Below are 23792 nucleotides of genomic sequence, written 5' to 3' on the forward strand. Positions count from 1 at the left end.
GTTCACCGATCCTCCGTCGGAAGACCCAGGGCGGCGACGCCGGTCAGGTGGGCCACGACATCGGCGCGCAACTGCGGCGGGTCCACGACCACCGCGGCGTCGGCCAGCGCCGCCAGTGAGCCCGCGAAGGCGACGCGGTCGGTGTAGGTGACTTTCAGCACGTCCCAGCCGACGGGCACCGGGCGTGAGTCGGTGCCCGGGTCCGCCGCGGTCGCCCGGGACCGCAGGTGCAGGGCCCGGCCCGGGGCGACGGCGACGAGCGCCTCACGGGCGAGCGGCTCGCCGTCCTCGGGCGGGGCGAAGGCGCCCGGATCGGAGCGCACCGAGACTTTCCCCGCGATCCGGGTCAGGCGGAAGGTCCGGGTGGCTTGAGAGCCCAGGTCGAAGGCGTCGAGGTACCAGGCGCCCTCGCTCATCCGCAGCCGATGGGGGTCAACGACGCGAGTGCGAGTCGTGCCCGAGGCGGCCGAGGTGTAATCGAAGGAGACTACGCGCCGCTCGTCGACGGCCGCCGCCAGCAGCGGCGGGACTTCCCGGCCGGCAAGGTCGACGGTCAGATCCGCCAGAGCCCGGGAACGGTCCACCCCAGTGTCCTCCTCCCCCATAGTGACGGCCCGAATCTTGGTCAGCGCATGCCGGGCCGTGGACGTCAGGGCGCCCGAGCGCCAAGCTGAAGCGGCTAGGTCGATGGCCGCCGCCTCCTCGGCGGTCAGGCTCACGTCGGGCAGGGCGTAGTCCTCCTCCGCGACCCGATAGCGGCTGCCCTCGTCCTGACCGGTGGTCGTGATCACGATGCCCAGCTCGCGCAGAATCCGCTTGTCGCGTTCGAACATGCGTCGGGCGGTCTCACCCCCGCTCCGGTCGTATCCGGCCACTGTGTCCACCACCTCCGCCGCCGTCATGCCGGTGGCGGTGTTGCGCAGAGCCAACAGCAGGTTGACCTGACGCTCCTCGGCTGGGATCGTCTGGCTGGGCGTGCGTGTCACGCATCTCAGCGTAGGCTCGTTGCCGGCCCCGAGCATCGAACCACAGAGATGAGACACGAGCATGCTGACCGCCCCCGAGAAGAACCCCGATCAGAACCCGGAGCCCCGGCGAGCGCAGCGGCCGCACGCTCTGGAGACCTATCTGGAGGACGAGGTTCTCGCGCTGGGCGGCCCCCTGAGTCTGAAAAGGGCGCGCGTCTTCCTGCTGAAGGCTTCCGACCTCATCGGGGCGCCGCCCGCCTGTGCGATCGGCCCAGGCGTGCGATTCCAGTGGCTCATCGGGGAACGCATCATTGAGCTGTCCCCGAACGCGGGCGCCGATGACGAGGACATCGGCCTCCGATTCAGGGCTTTCGACATGGGCACGGTACCGGCCGGCACCTGGCGCACTAGCTTCAAATGGGGAGGCGATCCCGCCGATCAGCCCTACCACTGGTACCGGCAGATCTCCGGGGCGCCCGCCGGAGCCGACACCTGGTGGCAGCCCCGCTACGTTATGGTCGCCTCGACCTGGGAGGACTTCGACTGCGCCTTCCCGGACATTATCGGAAGCATGGCCGACGACGTGGCGCTCACACCGCCGGCCTGGCGCGATCGGTCTCCGTCTCTGACCTGGGCCCTCGGCAAGGGCTCCCCCTGGGAGACGGTGACCTTCGCCGCCGATGAGAACGGCCTCGACGTCATCGCTGTCGGTCATGGAGGACGTGCGAGCGTCCGTTTCCCCCGCGGCCGGTGGTTGTACGGGGATCGGCGGCGCGGATCGACCCTGACGGCCTTCGTGGCGGGGCTCGCCCGCGGTGGCGCCCCGGCGCTGGTCACCGATCTGCAAATGCGCGATGTGACCGGAATGGACATGTGCGTCTTCACGCCGGGCCCCGTCGCCGATATCGGCGTCCTGTTCGACGGGGACGAAACGAACCCCGACGACAAGCCGATTACGGGCTGCACGTGGGAGGAGTACGTGCGTGCAGTCGAGCGATCCGCGGTGCGCGCGCCCCGGCGACGCGTCGGGACCCCCGGTCGCACTCCCCTCGATGTCAGGCTCGCTCCGCAGGGCGCCGGCGATCTCGTGGAGGCCCTCGCCGCGGCGCTCGCGGCGGGCGGGCGGTTCACGGACGTGCTCTCGCGCTTCGGTGCCGTGGTCGCGACGGAGCAGAACGCCGGAGAGTCCCGGTTCGTCTCCGGACGGGGCTGGTCCGCCGTCATCAAAGAGCACCGCCGTGGTCGGACGGTCACGGTCGAACCGTGCCGCGAGTCGGGCCCGTCCGACCGGAAGCAGAGGCTCGCCTGCGCCCGGGCGCTGTCCACCGAGCTGGAGCGGCGTCACGGCGCTCCAGTGGCCCGGAGCAGTGGGAGCCGCGGCCGCCTCACGCACGTCTTCGACGTGGGCGGATGCGGTGTCGAACTGAGTACCAGCCCCCGTGTCGAACTGGAAGTCGGGGACCTGCGCACGATTCTCGCCACGAGCTTCTGACCCGGCCCCGGAGGCGAGAGCTCCGGCAGTCTGCTCCAGCAGTCTCAGGGACCTTGCTCCGGGCGGCTTTGGCGGGACCCGCCCGCGGTACGGTTCGTCCATGATGTGGCGCGATGGCGAGATCCTGACACTGCGGCGCAATTGGGGCCCGCCGGGCCGTCGCTGCGCTGAACTGGTGGTGCGCGTCACCGCCGCGCCGTCGCGCGCCGATTCGCTGCAGGTCGACCGTCGACTGCGCGCCATCGCCTATGAGACCGTCACCGGCATCCCGGGCGTCGGGGAGGAAGTCCGCATGGATGTCTCCGCCCTCGACCGGGGTCTGGGCACCGGCGGGCACGCCATGGTGGTGGCGCGGCCCGGCGTCCTGCCCGAGGATCCAGTTCGTGAGGGACACCTGGTCAAGGCCCGCTACATGCCGGACCAGGTCATGGTCGCCGGCGTCGACGAGCAGGGCGCTGTGCACCACGAGCTGCTCTGCGCCCCCATCGACGATCTGACACTGGAAGGGACTCCGGTCGTGATCGCCGACCTGCACTCCGCCCTACCGGCCATCCTCGCCGGTGCTCGCGCAACGCGCGGTGCGCATGATCAGGTGCGCGCCGTCTACGTCATGACCGACGGCGGCGCCTTGCCCCTGGCTTACTCGCGCACCGTCGCCGCCCTGCGCCGGGTCGGCTGGTTGGCTGGCACGGTGACCTCCGGGCAGGCGTGGGGCGGCGACGTCGAGGCCGTGTCCGTGCACAACGCGCTGCTAGCGGCCAGACACGTGCTGGGCGCAGACCTCGTCGTCCTCGCCCAAGGACCCGGGAACCTCGGCACGGACACGCCATGGGGCTTCTCGGGTGTGGCCTGCGGCGACGCCGTTAACGCGGTGGCGGTTCTCGGCGGGCGGGCCATCGCCTGTCTGCGAGTTTCCCAGGCCGATGCGCGTGAGCGCCACCGCGGCATCTCCCACCACTCGATGACCGCCTACGGGCGGGTGGCCCTCACCGCCGCGGACATCGTCGTACCGGGGCTGCCGGGTGCGCTGGGCGAGCAGATCGACGCCCAGGCGCGCGAGTTGTGCGGCCCCCGCCCGCGGGGCGCTCGGCATCATCGCGTGGACACGGGTGTCGACGGGCTCACCGAGGTACTGGAAGAGGCCCAGAACGCCACAGGAATCCGCCTGTCCACCATGGGCCGCGGCCTGCACGAGGATACCGCGGCCTTCCTCGCCGCCGCTGCGGCCGGCCGGTACGCGGAGACCCTCCTGCACAAGCAGGCTCCCGAGGCCGCTTGAGCCGTCGCTACGGGCCAGGCGGTCGGCCCATGGGTCGACGCGGATCTCCGCCGGGGCCGGCATGACTGGCTGGGCCGCAGCAGACGGGAATCGATCGGATCCCAGGCATTACCCTGACGCCATGAAGACCTTCGAGGACCTATTCGCCGAGCTTCAGGATAAGGCCGCCGCCCGCCCCGCGGGGTCCGGAACCGTGACCGAGTTGGATCGGGGTGTCCATTTCATCGGCAAGAAGCTGGTGGAGGAGGCCGCCGAATCGTGGATGGCCTGCGAGCACGAGTCCGATGAAGCGGCCTGCGAGGAGATCAGCCAGCTGCTCTACCACGCCCAGGTCATGATGATCGCCAAGGGCTACACCCTCGCCGACGTTTACGAGCGCCTGTGAGCGCCCGCTCCGCTCCGTCGCCCGATACCACTGACCCATCTGTGAGGACCGCCGTGCTGCGCATCGCCGTGCCCAACAAGGGCTCCCTGTCCGAACCGGCCACCACTATGCTCGCCGAGGCCGGGTACCGCACTCGCCGCACGGGGCGCGAACTCGTGCTCCGCGATGAGGCGGGTGGAATCGAGTTGTTCTTCCTACGCCCCCGCGATATCGCCGTCTACGTCGGTCAGGGCGCAGTCCACGCCGGTATCACGGGACGTGACCTGCTACTGGATTCAGGGGTGGACGCCGTCGAGCATCTGCCCTTGGGATTCGCCCGCTCCACTTTCCGGTTCGCAGCACCGGCGGGGACGATGAGCTCGCTGGAGGACATCGCGGGCAGGCGCGTGGCCACCTCCTACGACGTGCTGGTGCGCGACTACGTGAAGAGCCGGGGCGTGGAAGCGGTGACCGTGCATCTGGACGGCGCAGTAGAGTCCTCGGTCCGACTCGGGGTGGCGGATCTGATCGCCGATGTCGTGGAGACTGGAACGACGCTGCGGGCGGCAGGCCTGGAAACCTTCGGCGAGCCGATCCTGACCAGTGAGGCGGTGCTCATTACGACGGAACGATACCTGGGCGCACCCGGCCTGGTCACGCTCGTGCGGCGTCTGGAGGGAGTACTGCGGGCGCGCTCCTACGTACTGGTGGACTACGACGTGCCCATGAGTAGGCTGCATCTGGCGGCGGCGCTGACTCCGGGCATCGAGTCGCCGACGGTCTCACCGCTGCAGAACCCCGACTGGGTGGCGGTGCGCGCCATGGTGCCGCGAGCGGACGTCAACCGCGTCATGGACGAGCTCTACGAGGTGGGCGCACGCGCGATTCTCGTGTCCTCACTCCTAGCCTGCCGGCTGTGAGCCGGCGGCGCACCGCCCCTTGCTCACGGCCGAGCGGCACGTCACCGGCGGGCAGTGGAACCCCGCCCGTCTCACCGGGCGGCACTCACCGCCCATCGTCGACTTCGTCGCGGGGCATGGCCGCGACGAGCACGGTCGCCGCGGCCAGCAGGAGCGTGCAGGCCCCCAGGGCCGGAACCAGTCCAGCCGTGAAGCGCTCGCCGGGGGCGTAGGCGCCGTAGGCGGTGAAGATGGCGGTGCACAGGGCAATGCCCATTGCGGTTCCCAACTGACGCGCCGTCTGGTTGACTCCTGAAACCACGGCCCGGTCCCTGGGAGCAACTCCGATGAGGACGGCTGTCGCCAGAGGGGAGAAAGTCAGTCCCATTCCGGTCCCTGCGATAATCATGGGAATGACGTAGGCGATGTAGGCAGCGTTCTGATGGGACAGGAACGCGAAGCAGGCGATCGCCATGGTCTGCAGCACCATGCCGACAAGCAGCACCTGTTTCGGGCCGCGGCGCCCGACGATGACACCGGCCAGGGGCGCCGCCGCCATAGGGACCACGGTCCAGGGGGCGGCACGCAGACCCGATTCGAGCGGATCGAATCCCATTCCGATCTGGAGGTACTGGCTCACCAGGAACACCGAGCCGAAGATGCCCGCGGAGAAGAGCACAGCGACGGCGTTGACGAGGCTGAAGCGCCGGTCGGCAAACAGGCGCATGGGCACGTACGCCTCCCGCTCGCGACGTTCGTGACGGATGAAGCAAACCAGCGAGACCACGGCGATACCCAGGCAACTCACGACCAGGGGGCTGGTCCATCCGCGGCTGCCGCCCTCTGACAGCGCCCAGGTCAGCGGGAACACGAAGGCCGTTCCAGCCACCAGCCCCAGCAGGTCCGTCCGGGCGCCCGCCGACGCAGGAGACGCCTGCGAGGCGGCGGAGCCGAGGCTCCAGCGCACGAGGGCCAACGACAGGACGCCCACAGGGATGTTGATCCAGAAGATGACACTCCAGTGGAGATCCTCGACGACGGCGCCTCCGATGATCGGCCCCGCGGCCACGCCCAGGCCGTTGACGCTGCCCCATACGCCGATGGCCAGCTCGCGCAGGCGCCTAGGAACGGCGTCGGCCATCAGCGCCAGGGACAGGGAGCCGATAGCTGCCCCGCCGGCGCCCTGGACGACTCTGGCGGCGATCAGTGCGGACGGCGTGGACGCCAGCGCCGCCACGGCCGAGGCGAGGGTGAACAGGAGGATCGCCCACAGGAACAGCCGGCGGCGACCGATTCTGTCGCCCGCAGCGGCGGTCGGCAGGATGAGGGCGGCGTAGGTGAGCGTGTAGGCGTTGACGAACCACTGGAGCTCGGTGACCGAGGCGTTCAGGTCCTGATGGATCTGAGGCAGAGCGATGGTGACGACGAGTGAGTCCAGTGAGGTCATGAGCGTGGGCAGGGAAATGGCGACGATGACCCGGGCCGCGCGGTGCGTGCGTGGTGTCGGCAATGGAGGCTCCTGTCTGGATAGGTTTAGTATCCATTAGATTAGATACTAAAGCTATCTTCTAGTCAACTCGAGCCGCCCGGCCTCATCACGATGCTGGAGCAGCGCCGGTAGCCATTGACCAGCGTCCGTGACGCCCCCGTATCCTCCTCATGACGGCCCGCGACGGCGGGGCGTGCCGCCCCGCAGCGGTGCTGACAGGAGGGACATGCGCATCTCGGAGCTCGCCCGGGAATCGGGGATCCCGGTGGCGACCATCAAGTACTACATCCGTCAGGGGCTTCTCCCTGCTGGCGCCCCCGTCAACGCCCGCCAGTGCGACTACAGCTCCCGGCACCTCGACCGCCTGCGGCTCATCCGCGGCCTCCTCCACGTGCTGGGGGCCTCGATCGAGCAGGTGCGGGAGGTGGTGGCGGTCATCGACGGGCCCGCCCGAGAACCGTGGGAGGTGATGAAGTTCGCAACCGAGGCGATTCCCTCACCGCACCGGCATGAGGAGCCCGAGCACGGCAGGGCCCGAGAGGTCCTCGAGGAGTTCGGACTCCCCCACGCCCCCGAGCATCCCGCGGTCAGGCAGCTCGACGCCGCGCTGTTCTTCGCCGAGGAGATCGGGATGCCGATGAGCCGGGAGCAACTGGCCGTCTACGTCCGGGCGGCGCGGCGCACGGCCCGGGCCGATGTTGAACGCATCTCATGGGAACCGGACGAGGAGTCGGTCGAGCGGGCCGTTCTGGGCACGGCGGTCTACGAGCCTGTGCTTCTGGCACTGCGTCGCATCGCGCATCGCGAGCTGGGCATCGCCCACTACGGCCAGCTCGACGCCAACCCGACGGCTGACGAGCGGAAGCGCCCCGACGGGGACGGGGCGACGTGAGGACGCAACGACTCGTCGGCGCTGCGCTCGCCTCGCCCGGCCCTCTTCCCGCTACCCGTCCTCGGATCCCTCCGGAGTCCTCCCGCCGTTCCTACTGCTCAAGGGGCACGCACACGTCGGAGGCCCGGGGAACCTCGTCCCCCAGGATCCCGTAGGAGGACAGGAAGTCGATCATGGGGGCGAAGTCCCCAACCCGCACCGAGCCGACCGCCCGCGTCCCGTCCCCCTCGATGAGCTCGCCGGTGGCCACGGCGACCTCCCGGGCATGCGCGGCCTGGGTCGCGTCGGCCAGGTCGCTCACGTACTCCCCAGTGGCCTCGACGGCGGCGTCGGGGTCATCGATAAAGGACGCCATACCCGCGACCGAGTCCGCGACAGCCTCGGCGAGCGCGTCGCGACGGGCCGCCAGAACATCGGTCGTGGTGACCAGGGAGGCGCCCAGCAGCGGGGCGTCCTCACTGATGGCCAGAGTGCGCACCGGTGTGCCGTTCTGCGCGAGCTGAACGGCATCGTTGTTCGCGTACCCGGACACGGCATCGACCTTGCCCGAGGCGAGGGCGGCCTGCTGGGTGTAACCGATCTCCTGGATCGTGACCTCGTCCTGGCCGAGCCCGGCCGTGGACAGCGCCACGAGGAGGGAGTACCAGGTCTCCCCCGTCTTGCCGGGGGTGCCGATGCTGCGGCCCTTCAGATCGGCCAAGTCGGTGATATCGGAATCCTCGGGCACGATGATGCAGCCGGGGTAGCGCTGGTAGAAACCGCCGATGACGCTCAGGCCTCCTCCGTTGGAGGCGGCAACGACCGCCTCGTCCGCGCCGGCCACGACGATCTGCTCGGTGCCGGCCAGAAGGGCGTCGAACTGCCCTTCCTGCTCGCCGTGGTGGCGAAGCGAGACCCCCGGAGCGTACCGCCCGTTCTTCAGCGCCAGGTAGAAGGGGGCGAACTGGACGTTGGGCGTGTAGGTCAGGCCGATGACCAGATCCCCGGCGGCGCCGGAGGCGGCGGATGCTTTCCGGGCGGCGGTACCCGAGCCGCAGGCGCCGAGAAGGCCCGTCAGAGCCGTGACGGAGGCGGTGGACAGGACTGAGCGGCGGGAGAGGAAGGTCATTATGCGTCTTTCCGGTCGATGGGACGGGTGCGGGTGGAGGGAAGGGGGCTGCTATGCCGCGGTCGGCGTGCGCTCTCAGGTCGCTCGGCGTCCGCGCATGGAGTTCACGACGCGGCTGCGGCGCTCAAGCTCATACAGGCACCAGTGGATGCTCGTCGCCATGACGCACAGGACGACGATGGTGGAGAACAGCCCGGTGGTGTCGACGCTCTGACGCTGAGAGGCCAGAACCATGCCCAGGCCCCGGCCTCCCATGGTCATCTCCCCGATGACCGCCCCGGTGACCGACAGGGTGAAACCGGTGCGCAGCCCGGAGATGATGGCCGGTAGCGCCATGGGCAGTTCCATGTGCACGATCATGGAAGTTCCGTGGGCGCCGTCGAGCCGGGCGGCGTCGATGATGTCGGTGTCCAGGCCGCGCAGGCCGAGCAGGACGGTCACGGTGATGGGGAAGAAGACCATCAGGACGCACAGGACCACGGTTGGCACGGTGCCGTAGCCGATCCACACGACGAGCAGCGGGGCGATGGCGATGGCGGGCACCGCTTGGGAGGCAGCCACGTAGGGCAGAACGGCGCGGGAGAACGAACGCCAGTGGAACAGCGCCCACGCCAGAGGCAGGGATAATGCGGTCGCGGCCAGGCAGCCCAGCGCGGCCTCGATGAGCGTGATGCGGGTGTAGCCGAGTAGGCCGCCCCGACTCACCCCCAGCCACAGGCGGCGGGCGACGTCGAGAGGATCGGGCAGGAAGACGGGCAGGATGAGTCCGGCGCGAGTCACGGTCCACCACAGAGCCAGGACGGCCAGGCCCAGACCGGCGGCGGGGCCAGGACCCCGGTGCGGGTGGTACCGCACACTGGTTGTGCGGGCGGCGGCGGTGCCTTCGCGCCGCATCGGTGAGGCGGTGCGGAGGCCGGCCGGCTGGCCGTCGGCCGGCAGCGGGGACGCAGGGCGCCCGGCGGTGGCGGTGCTCACGCAGTATCCTCTCCGGTTGCCCGGGACGGTGATGTCCCGGGGACTCCGAGGTGACGGGCAGCGGACCGCGTCGACGCGATGCCCGGCAGGCGCCTCGTGCTTCCTCCCATCCGGACTCTCACCGTCGGTGCTGGGCTTCCACCAGCTCAACCGGCCGCGCCGCCCCGACGGGTTGGCGTGACCGGGTCGCGGACTATTACCGCCGGCTCGGACTTCCACCGACCCCGGAGCACGTGATTGCCCGTGAGAGTAGTCGACGACCACGAGCGCTACAACATGCTGCGATGACCGGCCGATCACACGGGGCGGGTACCGGCGTCCTCCGGAGTTGCCCCGTCCGAGCCCCGCCATCCGGCCGCGGCGACGGCCGAGCGGAACTCGGCCTCGACCGCCGGGGCGGGCCGTCCCGCGCGTGAAACGGCCCAGGCGACCAGCAGGTTAGCGGAGAAACCCGGGATGAGCTCGTACAAATCAAAGATCCCTCCCGGACCGCCGTCAACGTTGCCCCAGATCATGACGACGACCGCACCGGTGACCATACCGGCGACCGCGCCGACGGCAGTCAGGCGGCGCCAGTACAGGCACAGCAGGACGGTCGGTCCGAAGGAGGCCCCGAAACCGGCCCAGGCGAAAGCCACCAGGGCCAGAATGGTGTCACTGGGAGACCAGGCCATAGCGGCGGCCACAACCGCCACGGTCAAGACCGCGAATCGCGAGTACATGACCAGGCGCGTCTGCGAGATGCTCCTGCCACCGACCTGCTTGTACAGGTCCTCGATGAGTGCTGAGGAGGTCACCAGCAGCTGGCTGGAGACGGTCGACATGATCGCCGCCAGGATTGCGGCCAGCATGAAACCGGCGGCGAAAGGATGGAACAAGAGCTGTCCCAGGCTGATGAACACAGTCTCGGGGTCGTCCAGGCGCCCGGTGTCGCGCTGGAAGACGGCCACACCGACGATGGCGGTCGCCGCGGCGCCGGCAACGGCAAAGAGCATCCATCCGATGCCGATGCGCCGCCCGGAAACGGCCTCCCCCGGGGATCGCAGCGCCATGAAACGCACGATGATGTGGGGTTGGCCGAAATAGCCCAAGCCCCAGCCCAGTGAGCTGATGACGCTGATCACCGAGGTCGTCGGCCCGAGCACCGCCCAGTAGTGGGGGTCGACCGCGGTGACGGCGTCGACGGTGGCGCCGATACCGCCGAGATGGATGACGCCGATGACCGGCACGGCGATCAGGGCGGCGACCATCATAAGACCCTGAACGAGGTCGGTGTAGGACACGGCGAGAAAGCCGCCCACGAGCGTGTACATGACGGTGATGCAGGCTACGAGAGTCAGGCCCAGCCGGTAGTCCAGCCCGAAGGAGGAATGGAAAAAGATGCCCCCCGAGACCATGCCGGAGGAGACGTAGAACGTGAAGAAAACGAGGATGATCAGGCCGCTGGCCCAGCGCAGCAGGTGCGCCGAGTCGTGGAGGCGGTTGTCCAGGAAACTCGGGATGGTGATCGAGTTGGAGGCGACCTCGGTGTAGGTGCGCAGCCTTGAGGCGACATAGCGCCAGTTGAGCCACGCCCCCGCAGTCAGGCCGACGGCGATCCACCCCTCGACCAGGCCGGAGGCGTACAGGGCGCCGGGCAGGCCCATCAGGAGCCAGCCGGACATGTCGGAGGCTCCGGCGGACAGCGCCGTCACCATGGGTCCCAAACCTCGGCCGGCCAGCATGTAGTCGTCGAGCGAATCGTTGTGGCCGTAGGCCCACCAGCCGATGACGACCATGCCGACGAAATAGATGATCATCGAGATGGCGGCGAAGGTAGTTGGTGACATGGCTCTCCTCATCTCAGGGGTGGGTCTGTCCCGTACCTTAGCCCGGGGCCGTACCCCACACGGTCCCGCCTCACGGGAGGACCGCACCGAACAGCACAGTGGACGATCGGCGCGCTCAACGCACCATCTGGGTGTCTTTGAATTCGAGGGCCCGTTCCGCCTCCTCAGCGACAGTGTTGAGCGTTCTGCCGATGCCAGCAGCGGCGTAGGCGCTCACGAAGCCCTCGACCAGGGGCGCGCACGACACGCGTACGCGCCCCCGCACAGCGGGATTCACCAGGTCCAGGGCGGTTTCGGCGCTCATCACCCCACTGCCGAGGTCGGTCAGCACGAGTACGCCGTCGCCGTCATCGGCCCTCCCGATAGCGGCGGCGACTTCGGTGGCATCGGTTCCCAGCTCGCCCCCGGGCATTCCCGCGGCGATCTCGACGCGCACATCCAGGCCGGGCACCAGCCCCCGGCCGAGGGCCGCCGTGGCGCGGGCAAGCTCCAAGGAGTGCGAGACCACGACGATGCCGATCATGATGCTCTCCCGCCCATGACCTCGGCCAGAGCCCGCAGGAGCAGCGCGGTCGAAGCGGCGCCGGGGTCGATGTGCCCGACCGAGCGCTCACCCAGATAGGAGGCTCGCCCCTTGGTGGCGAGCATGGGGCCGGTGGCCGTGCGTCCGGCGTCGGCGGCGGCAGCCGCCTTCTCCAGGGCCGGGACCAGGTCAGTACTGGCGCGCAGGGCGTCGAGGGCGGGGTACCAGGCATCGAGCATGGTCTTCTCCCCCGCCTCGGCTCTGCCACGCCGAGCGATGCCGCTGACCCCCGCCCCGATGGCGTCGGTCAGGGTCCTCAGATCGAGGCTGTCGCGCCCCCTCGTCGCGTCGGCCATGGACAGGAAGAAAGTTCCGTACAGGACTCCCGATGCGCCGCCGACCCTGGAGATCAGCGTCATGGCGAGCGTCCTCAGGACTGCGTCGGGCGTATCGGCGCTCGCTGCGAGGGCCTCGACGGCGGCTGCCATCCCCCGCTTGAGATTGGCGCCGTGGTCGGCGTCCCCGATAGCGGCATCCAGCTCGGTCAGGGCGCGGGCCTGCTCAGTTACTAGGTCGCCGCAGCGCCGGACCCAGGCGCGCAGGTCGTCGGCGGTCACCGTTGTGCGTCCCACGGGAGCCACGATCACTCGCCCCACCTCAGACCGGGGGAGGCCACCGGGGCGTCCCAGAGCCGGAGGATCTCCTCGTCGGCGCGCACCAGAGTCAGTGAGCAGCCGGCCATGTCCAAGCTGGTGACGTAGTTGCCGACCAGGCTGCGGGCGACGGCGATCCCCGCTTCGCGCAGCAGTCCCACCACCTGCCCGTACATGATGTAGAGCTCCAGCAGCGGGGTGGCACCCATTCCGTTGAGGAGGACGATGACGTCGCCGTCCGCCGACGGCAGGTCGGCCACGATCGGCTCGACCAGGCGACGCGCCACCTCACGAGCCCCGGTGGCCTTCTCCCGGCTCCGGCCCGGCTCGCCGTGGATGCCGATACCGATCTCCATTTCATCGTCGGGCAGATCGAAGGAGGGCTTGCCGTTGGCGGGCACCGTGCACGAGGTTAGCGCCACGCCCATGGAGCGGCCGCCCTGCGCGACCCGCTCGGCTAGGGCGGCGACCTGTTCAAGGCTCCGACCCTCCTCGGCTGCGGCGCCCGCGACCTTCTCGACGACGAGGGTCGCGCCCACGCCCCGGCGTCCGGCCGTGTACAGGGAATCCTCCACGGCGACGTCGTCGGCGACCACGACGGTGGCGATCCGGATGCCGGAGCTGGCTGCCAGCTCGGCGGCCATCTCGAAATTCATGACGTCGCCGGTGTAGTTCTTCACGACATGGAGAACACCGGCGCCCCGATCGACCGCAACGGTGGCGGACACGATCTGGTCGGGCACGGGAGAAGTGAAGACCTCGCCCGCGCAGGCGGCGTCGAGCATGCCCGATCCCACGAACCCGGAGTGGAGGGGCTCGTGCCCGCTGCCGCCGCCCGAGACGATGGCGACCCTGCCGGCGTCCTTGGGGATCGCACGGTAGACGACGCGCTGGTCGACGTCGACGCGCAGCGCACCCGGGTGGGCCGCCGCCATGCCCACCAGCGCATCCGTGACGACGGTGTCGGCGGAGTTGATGAGCTTCTTCATACCCCCACCCTATGTCGGAAGAGGGCCCGGTCACAGACCGATGGACTCCTCAGAGGGAAACGACCTCGGTCGCGAGAACGACAGCCGCGGCCCAGCCACCATCATGGGTCAGAGAGACGGGCCAGCGCTCGGGCCCGCTCGCCCCCCTGCCCAGACTCGTCTCGACCTCCCGGGCGAGCACACCGCTCACACGCAGAAACGGCCGGCCCCAACGGTCGGTGACGACCTCGACCTCGCGCCAATCGACGTCATCGGAGCCGACGACCGGGGCGACGGGCCGTCCCGCCCGCGCCCCCAGGGCCTGCGACCACGCCTTGACGAAGGCCTCCTTGGCGGCCCAACGGGCGGCCAGGTGCTCGGCCTCATCCGACCCTGTCGCCGCGGACCGGCGACGGGCTTCGCGGCGCTCCCGAGCGGAGAAGACCCGCTCGGCGAAAACGGTGCCCGGGACGGCCAGCTGCTCGGCGATGCCGATGACGTGGACGAGGTCGAGGCCCACCCCCAGCACCCGCGAGCCCGCGGGCGTGGCCGGGAACCCCGGAAGCCGGGGCCCGTTCTCAGCGGTCATGTCGATCGTCGGCGTGTCCGAGGCGCGAGGACGAATCGTTCACGGCCCCGAGCCCGCCCCGCAGGCCCCGAAACCGCCACGGGCCCCGGTCGGTCCGCGTCGCAGCCGCACGGGTGCGGGCGACGGCGCCCCTGGCGGATCGCTGTGGCGGCACGGGGTTCTGCCAGGGGCCGGGCCGATGCCGGACCATCACCGCTCGGCGTGGTAGACGCCGTCGGCGCCCAGCCGCGCCCGGGGATCAAGCAGCATAGCCGCCTCGACCTCGTGCGGGTCGCGGTGCTCGGTCGCCTCGCCCAGGCGCCGTCCCTCGATCTGCTCGAACAGCGGCGCCCGCCCGATCATGCCGGCGCGACGGCGGCGCGTTCCCGCGGCGAGGCGGGCATTAGCCCGCTCGACCCACACGTCCACAGCCTCCTGACCGCCCGACTGACGCAGGGCGGACTCGAAGGCGCCCGGGTGCACGAGCGCGATCAGACCACTGACGTGGCCGAAGCCCAGCGAGGTCAGCAGACCCGCGCGCACCACTCCGGCGCCCGAGACGCGACCCGACTCGCCCCCGCGGCCGGCCAGGCGGATGGGCGTGCGCGGCCAGACCCAGAAGGCGTCCCGCTCCAGCGGCGCATCGACCACGTCAAGGCTCGCGTTGCCGGGAGCCACCCCAGTGGCCAGGATCTCTGCCAGACCCGCGACCTGGAACAGCGCGGCACCTCCTTTGGCGTGACCGGTGATCGTCTTCTGCGAGACGGCCACCAGCGGGTTGCCCTCCGTTCGTCCCAGCGAGCGCGCCAGGCGGGTGTGCAGTTCGGACTCGTTGGGATCATTGGCGCCCGTCGACGTGTCGTGCTTGGAGACCACGGCGATGTCGTCCGCTTCGACGCCCAGGGCCCTGAGCGAGCGCGCCAGGCGGGAATCCTTTCCGCCACGGCCGGCCGCCAGGGCGCCCAGACCGGGTGCCGGGATGGAGGTGTGGGCGCCGTCGGCGTAGGAGGAGACGAAGCCGATCACTCCCGCCACCGGCAGCCCCAGGCGAGCGGCCACGCCGGCGCGGGCCAGGATCACAGTACCGCCGCCCTCGGCCTCTACGAAGCCGCCGCGACGACGGTCGTTGGCGCGAGAGAAGTGGCGGGCCGAAATGCCCTTGGCGTACATGGAAGCGGCCTCGGCGGTGGCATTCATATTGCCGAAACCGACGACGGACTCCACCGAGATGTCGTCGATGGCGCCGGCGACGACCACATCCGCCTTGCCCAGTGCGATCTTGTCCCAGCCCTCCTCGATGGACACCGCCGCGGTGGCGCAGGCGCTGACCGGTTGGACCATGGCCCCGTAACCGCCGATGTAGGACTGCATGACGTGAGCGGCCACCACGTTGGGCAGCGCCTCCTGGAGGATGTCGCTGGGACGGTCCTGGCCGAGCAGACGTCCCACGAACATCTTGCGCATCGACTCCATGCCGCCGAAGCCGGTGCCCTGCGTGGAGGCCACGTCAGAAGGGTGGACGGCCGCGAGCAGCTCGGCCGGAGAGAATCCCGCCGACAGGAAGGCGTCGACCGTCGTGACCAGATTCCACGACGCGATCGGGTCCATGCCCTCGACCATGGCCGCCGGGATCCCCCAGCGCTGCGGGTCGAAGTCGATCGGGAACTGACCGCCGACCGTGCGCGTCAAGGCCGCGCGGCGCGGGACGCGCACCAGCGAGCCCGTCAGGCGGGTGACGGTCCACTCCCCCGTTTCGGCATCCGGCGCCACGAGTGTGTGCTCGGGATCCTCGGTCTCCAGGGTCCGAGCGGTCGCCTCGTCAGCAACGGTCAGGGTGATGTCGTGGTCGAGGTAGACGGCCACGTCCTCCTCGGCATCGGGGGCGATGACCCCGTCGTCGACGAACTCGCGGATACCGCAGCGGGCGACCACCTCGTCGCGGTAGCGCTCGAGGATATCGGATTCCTCGACCATCTCGCCGTCGGTGTCGTACCAGCCGGGCCTGGGCGAGTCGTGCCAGGTGAGCAGACCCATGCCCCAGGCGAGCTCGAGCACGCCCGCGGCGGTCAACTCGACGTCGTCGCCCCCGCTCATACCCAGCTCGGCCTCGCGGCGCGTGCGACCCGAACCCCATGTGGAGACCTCCCCGGTGGAGACCACGACGACCATGTCCTCCAAGGAGGCGTCGACCGGGCCCCAGCCGGGAGCGGTCGGCTGGGTCGGCACCACCGGAGTCGGAAGGGCCTTGATGGTGGCGGGAGCGTTCGCCCGCTCCTCGTCCTTTCCGGCCTCGGCCGAGCGCGCCACGGCCCGCTCGCGCAGGGCGACCAGGTCGATGTCGTCGCTCAAGCCCCCGGTCAGGTCGGCCGTCACCGGGGCAGTGGCGGCCCGAGCGCGCACGTCAGCGGTGCACAGGGCCACCAGCTCGGCAGCGATCCCCCGGGTGTCCCAGGTTCGCACGCCGGCCGCCTCGACGGCCTCCACCAGCGGGTCGTTGCCGCCCATCAGTCCGGTGCCGCGCACCCAGCCGATGCGCGGGTGGGCCAGTGTGACGCGCTGGGCCCAGGCGGGTTCGGAGCGCCAGCGGTTGACGATCGCGTCCAGGGCCGACTTAACCTCGCCGTAGGCACCGTCGCCGCCGAAAATACCGCGGTTGGGCGAACCGGGCAGAACCACGTGGAGCCTGTGGTCAACGTGCGTGTCGGTGCCGATGGCGCTCAGTGCCGCGATGGTGCGCTCCACACTCCACAGCAGCAGGCGCGTCTGCGACTCCGCCTCGGGACCGGCGTCGGCCAGCGTCCCGAACACGCGCGGCGCGGCGAAGGGGAATAGAAGGGTCGGGACGAGCGCCTCCTTGACGAGCGTGGACGAGCCGCCCGAGGTGACGACCTGGTCGTGGCCGATCCAGTCAGCCAGAGCATCGATGTCCCGGTAGGAGGCCAGGTTGGCCGGAACCATCCACAGTCGGGCGCCCGCGGAGGCGTGCTCACGGTAGAGCTCCTTGGCGAAGGCCAGACGTTCATGAGTCAGACGCGAGCTGGTCGCCACGACCGTGGCCCCCCCGGCGAGCAGCTCGCCGGCGACCGCCGCGGCGATCGAGCGGGGCGCGAGGCCAGTGACTACGGCCACGTCGTCGGCCCACCGAACCGACTCGGCTCCGGCCGCCGGACGCTGTGCGGCGACGGCCGCGATCGCCCCGGCGAGGTCGGCGCGCTCGGCGGCCTGCGGCGCACCGGACCCGCGCAGGACGCGGGCCCACCAGGAGGCCTGGTCGGCGACGGCTCGTCCGAGCCCGGTGAACCGCTCGGGGGCCAGCAGCCGGCGCGCCCGGCCCATCGGAGTCTCACCGTTGCCCAGGCGAGCCAGGTCCTCACGAGCCGTCGCCCACCGATCATCGATGAGAACGGCGCGGTCGGCGTCGAATGCGGGGGTCACCGACCGGAGCCAGCCGGTGCCCAGTTCGGCGTCGACGGCCTCGACCAGGGCGCGCGCGGCCGCGGCCCGGTCGCCGGCGTCGGCAGGAACCGTGACCCGTTCGGACAGACCCAGGGCTGCCAGAACCGTGCGGGCGGTCGTGGCCAGAACGCCATCCTCGCCGGTGACCGTGGCGGCAAACGCGTCCAGGGCGGCGGAATCCACCACAGCACCCGCGGCGCCGCCCGCGCTCGGCTTGGCCACAGTAATACCGTGGGCCGAGGCGACGGCCTGCACCGCCTTGTCGATGAGGGCGTCGACGGCGCCGGCGCTGCTCACCGGGGTGGACGTCCCCAGGGAGGCGAGGTCCTCCCCGCGCATGGAGGTGCCCTCACGGGTGCCCAGGAACAGTTCGGCGGTGACATGGGAGATCCACCCCTCGCCCAGGCCCCAGGTGCCGGTCACGCGTTCAGCCACGCGGGTCGCGCGCACGCCCGACGGGCCGAGGAGGCGGCCCAGGCCGGTGCGGACGGCGTCGGCCAGGACCGGGCCGAAAGCCTTGTAGCCCGGTGCCCCCTTGGCGACAGTGTCCGCGAGCGCCGTCATGTCGGCGTCGGCCGCGCCGTCGATGCTGGCGAGTTGAAGCTCGGTGCCCATGTCCATGAGCAGCTGGTTGCGGCGCGAGGACACGCCGTTGGTCAGCGTCTCGGTGGTGTCGGTGGCGCCGATCTGCTCGGGACGAATGCGGGCGGCGTGGGCCAGGAGGACGGTGAGCGCGTCCGTGGCGGTGAAGGGAAGATCGTCGACGGGACCGGCCGGCCCGGCCGGTGCCGCGGCGGGGGTCTCAGGTGCCGCGGCGGGGGACTCGGGTGCTGCGGGTGCCTGAGGGGCGGCTGGCAGCTCGAAGTCCTCCTCGGCCGGCTCGACGGCCGGATCGGTGTCGGTGGCCAGGACGCGGGCCTCATCGCGGCGGGCGTTGTGGACCGTCACGTGGTGTCCGTGGTGGCGGGGCAGTAGGAGCGTTCTGGAGGCGAGGTTGGCTAGCGTCGGGGAGGCGGCCAGGCCGACTTCAACGATGTGCTCAACACCCAGGCCGCCCTCGGCCGGCGGGGACAGCAGAACGTCCTGGGTCTCGATCCAGCGCACCGGGGAGGCGAATTGCCAGGCAAGCAACTCGATGAGCAGCTGGCGGGCCAGTTCGACGGGTCGGCCCTGCCAGGAGACCCAGTCCTCGACGATGGCCCGTACCGGCTCGGACGGCACGACCTCGAGGATCGCGCGGGCGAAATCGGCCGTCAGTTCGAAGGGGCGGGCGACGAGGTTGGGCACGTAGCGTCCCACGAGGCGGTCGGCGTCCAGGTCGGCCGGGATGAGCGCCTCCAGGCGCTCGCGGAACTCAGGCACGCCGGGACGCAGGATCCTGGAGTGGAAGGGCACGTCGATTCCGGGCACGAGCATGAAGGGGTTCTTGCCGCCGCGCGCCGCGGCTCTGGCGCGTGAGTCGGCGGCGAGGGCCTCCAGACCCTTGATGGTGCCGGCGACGGCGTACTGGACGCCGGCCAGGTTGTAGTTGACGATCTGGAGGAACTCGCCCGATTCGCGGGCGATCCGCTCGACGTAGTCCTCGACGTCGGCGGCGGGGATGCCCGCCTGGTTGGGGCGCAGCGCCCCCATGCGGTAGTTCGAGGCGCCGTTCTCGTCGCGCTCGACCAGAGTGTGCATGGTCGAACCGCGCTGGAAGACGATGGAAATGGTCGTCTCCACGGGCATGACCCGTCCGTAGGCGCTCAGGGCCGTGTATTCGCCCAGGGAGTGACCGGCGAAGGCCGCGTCCTCCACGAGGGCGCCGGCTTCGGCGAGCCGGGCGGTGGTAGCCATGGCGACGGTAGCCAGGGCGACCTGGGTGAACTGGGTGAGGTTGAGCAGCCCGTCGGGATGGCGGTAGGTCACGCCGCGGGCGGTCATCTCGGTGGGGTTGTCACGTACGAGGGCGATGACGGAGAAGCCGAGAGCGGCACGAGTATGGGCGTCAGCGCGTTCCCAGACCCGGCGGGCTGCCTTCGAGGTGCTCATCTCGTCCAGTCCCATGCCGCGGGCCTGGATGCCCTGACCGGGGTAGATGTAGGCGGTCGGCTCGGGCTCGGTGACGGCCGTGCCGCGTGAGACGACCTCGTCGCCGATGCGGCAGGTGACCTCCAAGACGAGGCCGCCGCCGCGCACCAGGCCAGTGCGCTCGACGCTGATCTCGACGCGGTCGCCGAGCTCGACAGTGCCGAGCATGACGTAGGTCCAGCCGGCCAGCACGTTGCGGGTGCCGTCGGCGGCGGTGGAGGCTGCGACCTGCTCGGCGGTGGCGGACAGCCACATGCCGTGGACCAGCGGTGCCTCCATGCCCGCGATCCTGGCCGCGTTGTAGCTAGTGTGGATGGGGTTGAAGTCACCGGTGACGCGCGCGAAGGCGGTCATGTCGGTGGGGGCGGTCACGGTGACCCGGCGCAGCAGACGGCGAGCGGCGGGGGCCGTGGCGCGTCCGGTGCCCCCCGCCAGCTCGGGGGCCGAGGGCACGGTGGTGCCCGAGGCGCGCCCGCGGATGGCGAAGCGTTCGCGCATGAGGGCGATCAGATCCCCGTGCGCCCCCTCGGTGGCGTCGGTCAGCTGGAGGCGCACGTCGACGACGCGACCGGCGCTGGACTCCTCCAGGGAAGCAACCCACCCGTCGACCTGGACGACGGTCCCGAGGCCGGCCTGGGCGCGCAGCTCGGCCAGCGGGCGGTGCAGGTCGATGGTGTGGTCAAGATGGACGGCTCCCAGCAGGCCCTCGATGAGCGGCATACCGTCTTCGACGACGCTTCCCAGGGCCGCGTAGACCACCGGCCAGCACGGGCCGAGCAGGGCGTCGGGGACCAGCGGAGCGGGTGACAGGGTGGTCGGCAGGGCGTTCGCGGTCACGGCGCCGTGGTCGGCACCCAGGTTGTCGGCCAGGGTGAAGCGGGCGTGGACAGTGCCGAAAGGCTGAGAGACAGGACGGCCGAGCGCGTCGACGGCGCCGTCGACAGGGGCGACCACCTGCGGCAGGCGGTCGACGAGGTCGCCGGTGACGGACGTGGAGCCCACCCCGGCCGTGGCGCGCAGGAGGTCGTTCATGGTCTCGCTGATGCGCTCGGGGTCGACCAGAGGAGCGGCCCCGTCCCAGGCGCGGGCCAGACGCAGGGGTACGACCAGGCGGCGCACGGCGTGGATGTCCTGCCCGCCGGGGGTGGCGTCCCAATGGGTATCGAGGCGGATGTCCAAGTCGTAGGCGTCCTCGGCGACATCGGGGCGGGCGATCACCGTGTAGGCCTCTGACGGCAGGACGCGGGCGGGATTGACGGTCAGGTGTCCGTTCCACAGCACGTGGGGGGTGGTGCGGACCAACTCGGTGGCATCGGTGACCGGCGTCCCCGGAGTGCGGGCGGTCACCTCCGCGCCCAGGCGGCCGGCGGCGGTCTGCTCGCTCACGCCGGCGGACTGGAGCGCTTGGACGGCGGCGGTCTCGAAACGGCCCAGGAGGTGTCCGACAGGCTCATTGATGGTGGTGATGCCGGCGACGGCGACCGGACCGGGGATGATGCGCACCTGATCGGCGGTGTAGCGCGGGTCCTGGGACTGCCACAGGGAGTCGGTGCCCCACCAGCGCAGGATGTCGGCGTCGAGGACCGGTACGAAGGGCACCGGCTTGGGGTGCTTGCGGCACAGGTCGACGAACCAGGCGGCGTCAGCGGGCTCGACGCGGGTGCGCGCGGCGGCCGGGTAGCGTGAGGCCAGAGCGGACAGGGCTGCGTCGGAGTCGAGCACGTCGTTCTCGGTGGCGAACAGGGTCTCGATGCGGCCGTGATCGGCCTCGCTCAGACGGGCCTCGGTGCGGTGGAGCAGATCGAGGAAGCGGTCGTACCAGCCCTCGTCGGCCCAATCGGCGCGAGAGGCGGCGCGCCCGGTGTGAGGAGCCACGCACAGCTCGGCGTAACGGGTGGCCCATTCCAGATAGGTCATCGCCTCGACATCGCCGAAGTAGGGCTTGGCGGTCTTGGACAGGGCGGCGATCATCTCGTCGCGGCGGGCGTTCATGGCCTCGTCGTTGCCGGCGATCTCCTGGATGAGGCGTGAGGCCCGTGCCGAGGAATTGTCGATCTCATACAGGTCGGCTCTCAGGTGCGACAGTCCGGAGGTCATACCGCCCTGTGAGGCGCCAGAGGCGACCCAGCCCCCCTCGTGGGCCGGGTCGATCCCGGGCGTGTCGACGAGCAGCTGCTTGACGTCCTCGTTGGTCTTCGCCTCCAGGCAGGTCATGGCGGCGGTACCGACCATGACGCCGTCGACGGGGGCGGCGGCGGTGCCGTAGGCCTCGGCCCAGCGTCCGGTGAGGTAGTCGGCGGCTCGCTCGGGAGTGCCGATGCCGCCGCCGACGCACACGACGAGGTTGTCGACCGCGCGGATGTCGTCGTAGGTGGCCAGGAGCATGGTGTCCAGGTCCTCCCACGAATGGTGGCCGCCGGCGTGCCCGTCTTCGATCTGCATGATGACGGGGCTGTCGGGCACGGCCCGGGCGATAGCGATGACCTGACGGATCTGGTCGACGGTGCCGGGCTTGAAGGCCACGTAGGGGAAGCCTTCGGCATGCAGGCGGGCCAGCAGGGCAACCGCCTCGTCGAGCTCGGGGATGCCGGCGGAGATAACGACGCCGTCCACCGGGGCGCCGGCACCGCGGGCCTTGGACAGCAGGCGCTGAGTGCCCAGGTGCAGGTTCCACAGGTAGCGATCCATGAACATGGCGTTGAAAGCGGCCGTGCGTCCTGGCTCCAGGGCCGCCTCGAGGCCGGCGAGGTTCTCGGTCAGGACCGTGGCGGTGGTTTGGCCACCGCCGGCGAGTTCGGACCAGTAGCCGGCATTGGCGGCGGCGGCGACGATTCCGGGATCGACGGTGGTGGGGGTCATGCCGGCCAGCATCACCGCCGAACGGCCGGTCAGACGGGTGAAAGCGGTGTCGAGGGTGAGCCGCCCGTCGGGCAGGCGGCTCAGACGCGGGGCGAAGCGGGCCCGGTCGACGGTCGGGGCGGGGGCGGCGCCGGGACGGTCCAGATCATCGATTCCGCGGGCGGTGCCCGCGGGAACGACGATGGTGCCGGTGCCGGCGACGACGGCCTCGGTCAGGCGCGCGAGCACGGTGCCGGGTCCCACATCAATCACGAGGCGGGCCCGGGTCGGAGCGAGGGCGCTGGTGACCAGAGCGGGCCAATCGACCGGATCGATGAGGACGGCCACAGCGAGACTGCGGGCGAGGGAGGCGTCCAGACCGGCCCGCTCGGCCCAGGCCACGACCTCCTCGACGGCGGGGGCGAGAAGCGGGGTGTGGAAGGGCACAGAGGTGGTGAGGAACTCAGTGACGGGAGCCAGGACCGCTCCCCCGCGACGGCGCTCCTTGCGGTCGTCGGCGCTACGACGGGCGGCCGCCTCCAGAGCGGAGACGACGGCCTCCAGATCAGCGGGGCGGCCCGACAGAATATGAGCCTGACGGCCGTTGGTCACCCCGACGCTGAGACTCTCGGATCCGGGAACGCGAGCGAGCACGGCGTCCAGGACCTGACGGGTCACGCCGCGCACCGAGAGCATGGGCGTGGACTGCCCCACCGTGCCCAGGTCGAGACGCCGGGTCGTGCGAGCGGCCGCGGCGCCGATGAGACGGGCGATGGCATGGACGTCAACGACCCGTTCGTCGGCGGCCCGTCCGCCGGCGGCGGTCAGTGCCTCCAGCAGAGCGACGCCGAGGACCCCCTGGGAGTGGCCGATGACCGCGGCGGGGACCGCGGCCCCGGTCACGTCGACGCCCGCCGCGGGCAGGGACGCGATGACAGCGTGCTGGGCGAGCAGGATGCCCGGCACTGAGACGTCGGCCGTGTCGGCCGCCGCCCCGCCCGCGGACGCGACGACCGGGTTCACCGGGGCGGCGGCATCGGTCAGCAGGCGGGCGCCCCGAGGGGTGATGGTCAGCAGGTCGGTGGCCACCGGGGCCAGCCGCGCGGCGACGGCGGAATCCAGCTCGACGAGTGCCGCAGCGAGGTCGTGGTCGAGGCCGACGAGCTCATCGAGAGTGGCGCGCCAGGGCGTGGCCTGTCCGCCGAAGGCGAGGACGTAGGGCTCACCGGCGCTTACGCGCTCGGCGGAGGTCGGGGCGCAGGTCTCGACAGTGGTGGGGGTGGTGGGCTGGGTGCTCATGCGGTCCTCGGTCGTGGTGGGCAGATCGTTGTCTGGAATGTCTGAAATACCCGGAGTGTCCGGGGTGCTCGGGGCGGCGCCGGCCGGCGCCGATGAGACGGAGCGGTCGTTCATGCGCGGCG

At 70.7% G+C, this 23792-nt stretch carries 15 protein-coding genes and 1 riboswitch; of the genes, 5 read left to right on the top strand and 10 right to left on the bottom strand.

Features of this window, described 5'->3' with window-relative positions; translation table 11 throughout:
• Positions 1 to 2 precede the first annotated feature (2 nt).
• Positions 3 to 1022: a helix-turn-helix transcriptional regulator gene (locus HMPREF9062_RS07770; protein ID WP_009749541.1), complete on the bottom strand. Its 1020-nt coding sequence runs from the start codon at positions 1020 to 1022 to the stop codon at positions 3 to 5.
• 25 nt (positions 1023 to 1047) lie between these two features.
• Here HMPREF9062_RS07770 and HMPREF9062_RS07775 point away from each other — a divergent pair, with 25 nt between their 5' ends.
• The 4 genes from HMPREF9062_RS07775 (at position 1048) to hisG (ending at position 5023) form a co-directional block, all read left to right on the top strand.
• Positions 1048 to 2460: a hypothetical protein gene (locus tag HMPREF9062_RS07775; RefSeq protein WP_009749542.1), complete on the top strand. Its 1413-nt coding sequence runs from the start codon at positions 1048 to 1050 to the stop codon at positions 2458 to 2460.
• A gap of 100 nt (positions 2461 to 2560) precedes the next feature.
• Positions 2561 to 3739: a DUF3866 family protein gene (locus HMPREF9062_RS07780; RefSeq protein ID WP_009749543.1), complete on the top strand. Its 1179-nt coding sequence runs from the start codon at positions 2561 to 2563 to the stop codon at positions 3737 to 3739.
• 121 nt (positions 3740 to 3860) lie between these two features.
• Positions 3861 to 4124 (top strand): phosphoribosyl-ATP diphosphatase, encoded by a 264-nt coding sequence (locus tag HMPREF9062_RS07785; protein WP_009749544.1) that lies wholly within the window; start codon positions 3861 to 3863, stop codon positions 4122 to 4124.
• A 53-nt stretch (positions 4125 to 4177) separates the two neighbouring features.
• The gene (hisG, locus tag HMPREF9062_RS07790; protein WP_034253964.1) at positions 4178 to 5023 is read left to right on the top strand and encodes an ATP phosphoribosyltransferase; all 846 of its coding nucleotides are present in this window, start codon (positions 4178 to 4180) and stop codon (positions 5021 to 5023) included.
• Positions 5024 to 5108: 85 nt separating this feature from the next.
• Here hisG and HMPREF9062_RS07795 read toward each other — a convergent pair whose 3' ends face one another.
• Positions 5109 to 6512: an MFS transporter gene (locus HMPREF9062_RS07795; protein WP_009749546.1), complete on the bottom strand. Its 1404-nt coding sequence runs from the start codon at positions 6510 to 6512 to the stop codon at positions 5109 to 5111.
• Between the two features lie 205 nt (positions 6513 to 6717).
• On the opposite strand from HMPREF9062_RS07795, the gene HMPREF9062_RS07800 reads away from it, so the two are divergent.
• Positions 6718 to 7383 (top strand): MerR family transcriptional regulator, encoded by a 666-nt coding sequence (locus HMPREF9062_RS07800; RefSeq protein WP_009749547.1) that lies wholly within the window; start codon positions 6718 to 6720, stop codon positions 7381 to 7383.
• Positions 7384 to 7474: 91 nt separating this feature from the next.
• On the opposite strand, the gene HMPREF9062_RS07805 is transcribed toward HMPREF9062_RS07800, so the two are convergent.
• The 8 genes from HMPREF9062_RS07805 to HMPREF9062_RS07840 all read right to left on the bottom strand — a co-directional run bounded on the left by HMPREF9062_RS07805 (position 7475) and on the right by HMPREF9062_RS07840 (position 23784).
• Positions 7475 to 8491, bottom strand: a complete 1017-nt coding sequence (locus HMPREF9062_RS07805) for an ABC transporter substrate-binding protein (protein WP_009749548.1) — start codon at positions 8489 to 8491, stop codon at positions 7475 to 7477.
• A gap of 75 nt (positions 8492 to 8566) precedes the next feature.
• A complete protein-coding gene (locus HMPREF9062_RS07810; RefSeq protein WP_009749549.1) occupies positions 8567 to 9466 on the bottom strand; it encodes an ABC transporter permease in 900 nt (299 codons plus the stop codon).
• 94 nt (positions 9467 to 9560) lie between these two features.
• Positions 9561 to 9701: riboswitch (FMN riboswitch) on the bottom strand.
• A 61-nt stretch (positions 9702 to 9762) separates the two neighbouring features.
• Complete coding sequence (gene putP, locus HMPREF9062_RS07815) at positions 9763 to 11295, bottom strand: sodium/proline symporter PutP (protein ID WP_050795268.1); 1533 nt, start codon at positions 11293 to 11295, stop codon at positions 9763 to 9765.
• Positions 11296 to 11410: 115 nt separating this feature from the next.
• Entirely contained in the window at positions 11411 to 11818 is a 408-nt protein-coding gene (gene dhaM / locus HMPREF9062_RS07820) for a dihydroxyacetone kinase phosphoryl donor subunit DhaM (protein WP_009749551.1), read from the bottom strand.
• Positions 11815 to 12450 (bottom strand): dihydroxyacetone kinase subunit DhaL, encoded by a 636-nt coding sequence (gene dhaL / locus HMPREF9062_RS07825; RefSeq protein ID WP_253270684.1) that lies wholly within the window; start codon positions 12448 to 12450, stop codon positions 11815 to 11817. Before dhaL ends, dhaM begins: the two co-directional genes overlap by 4 nt.
• 11 nt (positions 12451 to 12461) lie before the next feature.
• Positions 12462 to 13460: a dihydroxyacetone kinase subunit DhaK gene (dhaK, locus tag HMPREF9062_RS07830; RefSeq protein ID WP_009749553.1), complete on the bottom strand. Its 999-nt coding sequence runs from the start codon at positions 13458 to 13460 to the stop codon at positions 12462 to 12464.
• A 49-nt stretch (positions 13461 to 13509) separates the two neighbouring features.
• Complete coding sequence (gene acpS, locus HMPREF9062_RS07835; RefSeq protein ID WP_009749554.1) at positions 13510 to 14028, bottom strand: holo-ACP synthase AcpS; 519 nt, start codon at positions 14026 to 14028, stop codon at positions 13510 to 13512.
• Positions 14029 to 14217: 189 nt separating this feature from the next.
• Positions 14218 to 23784: a type I polyketide synthase gene (locus HMPREF9062_RS07840; protein WP_009749555.1), complete on the bottom strand. Its 9567-nt coding sequence runs from the start codon at positions 23782 to 23784 to the stop codon at positions 14218 to 14220.
• Positions 23785 to 23792 lie beyond the last annotated feature (8 nt).

Source organism: Actinomyces sp. oral taxon 448 str. F0400, assembly GCF_000220835.1.
Lineage (GTDB): Bacteria > Actinomycetota > Actinomycetes > Actinomycetales > Actinomycetaceae > Actinomyces.

Coding starts and splice junctions, on each gene's coding strand:
- HMPREF9062_RS07770 (WP_009749541.1), bottom strand. CDS start 1,022: ATGCTCGGGGCCGGCAACGAGCCTACGCTGAGATGCGTGACACGCACG.
- HMPREF9062_RS07775 (WP_009749542.1), top strand. CDS start 1,048: ATGCTGACCGCCCCCGAGAAGAACCCCGATCAGAACCCGGAGCCCCGG.
- HMPREF9062_RS07780 (WP_009749543.1), top strand. CDS start 2,561: ATGATGTGGCGCGATGGCGAGATCCTGACACTGCGGCGCAATTGGGGC.
- HMPREF9062_RS07785 (WP_009749544.1), top strand. CDS start 3,861: ATGAAGACCTTCGAGGACCTATTCGCCGAGCTTCAGGATAAGGCCGCC.
- HMPREF9062_RS07800 (WP_009749547.1), top strand. CDS start 6,718: ATGCGCATCTCGGAGCTCGCCCGGGAATCGGGGATCCCGGTGGCGACC.
- HMPREF9062_RS07805 (WP_009749548.1), bottom strand. CDS start 8,491: ATGACCTTCCTCTCCCGCCGCTCAGTCCTGTCCACCGCCTCCGTCACG.
- putP (WP_050795268.1), bottom strand. CDS start 11,295: ATGTCACCAACTACCTTCGCCGCCATCTCGATGATCATCTATTTCGTC.
- dhaM (WP_009749551.1), bottom strand. CDS start 11,818: ATGATCGGCATCGTCGTGGTCTCGCACTCCTTGGAGCTTGCCCGCGCC.
- dhaK (WP_009749553.1), bottom strand. CDS start 13,460: ATGAAGAAGCTCATCAACTCCGCCGACACCGTCGTCACGGATGCGCTG.
- acpS (WP_009749554.1), bottom strand. CDS start 14,028: ATGACCGCTGAGAACGGGCCCCGGCTTCCGGGGTTCCCGGCCACGCCC.
- HMPREF9062_RS07840 (WP_009749555.1), bottom strand. CDS start 23,784: ATGAACGACCGCTCCGTCTCATCGGCGCCGGCCGGCGCCGCCCCGAGC.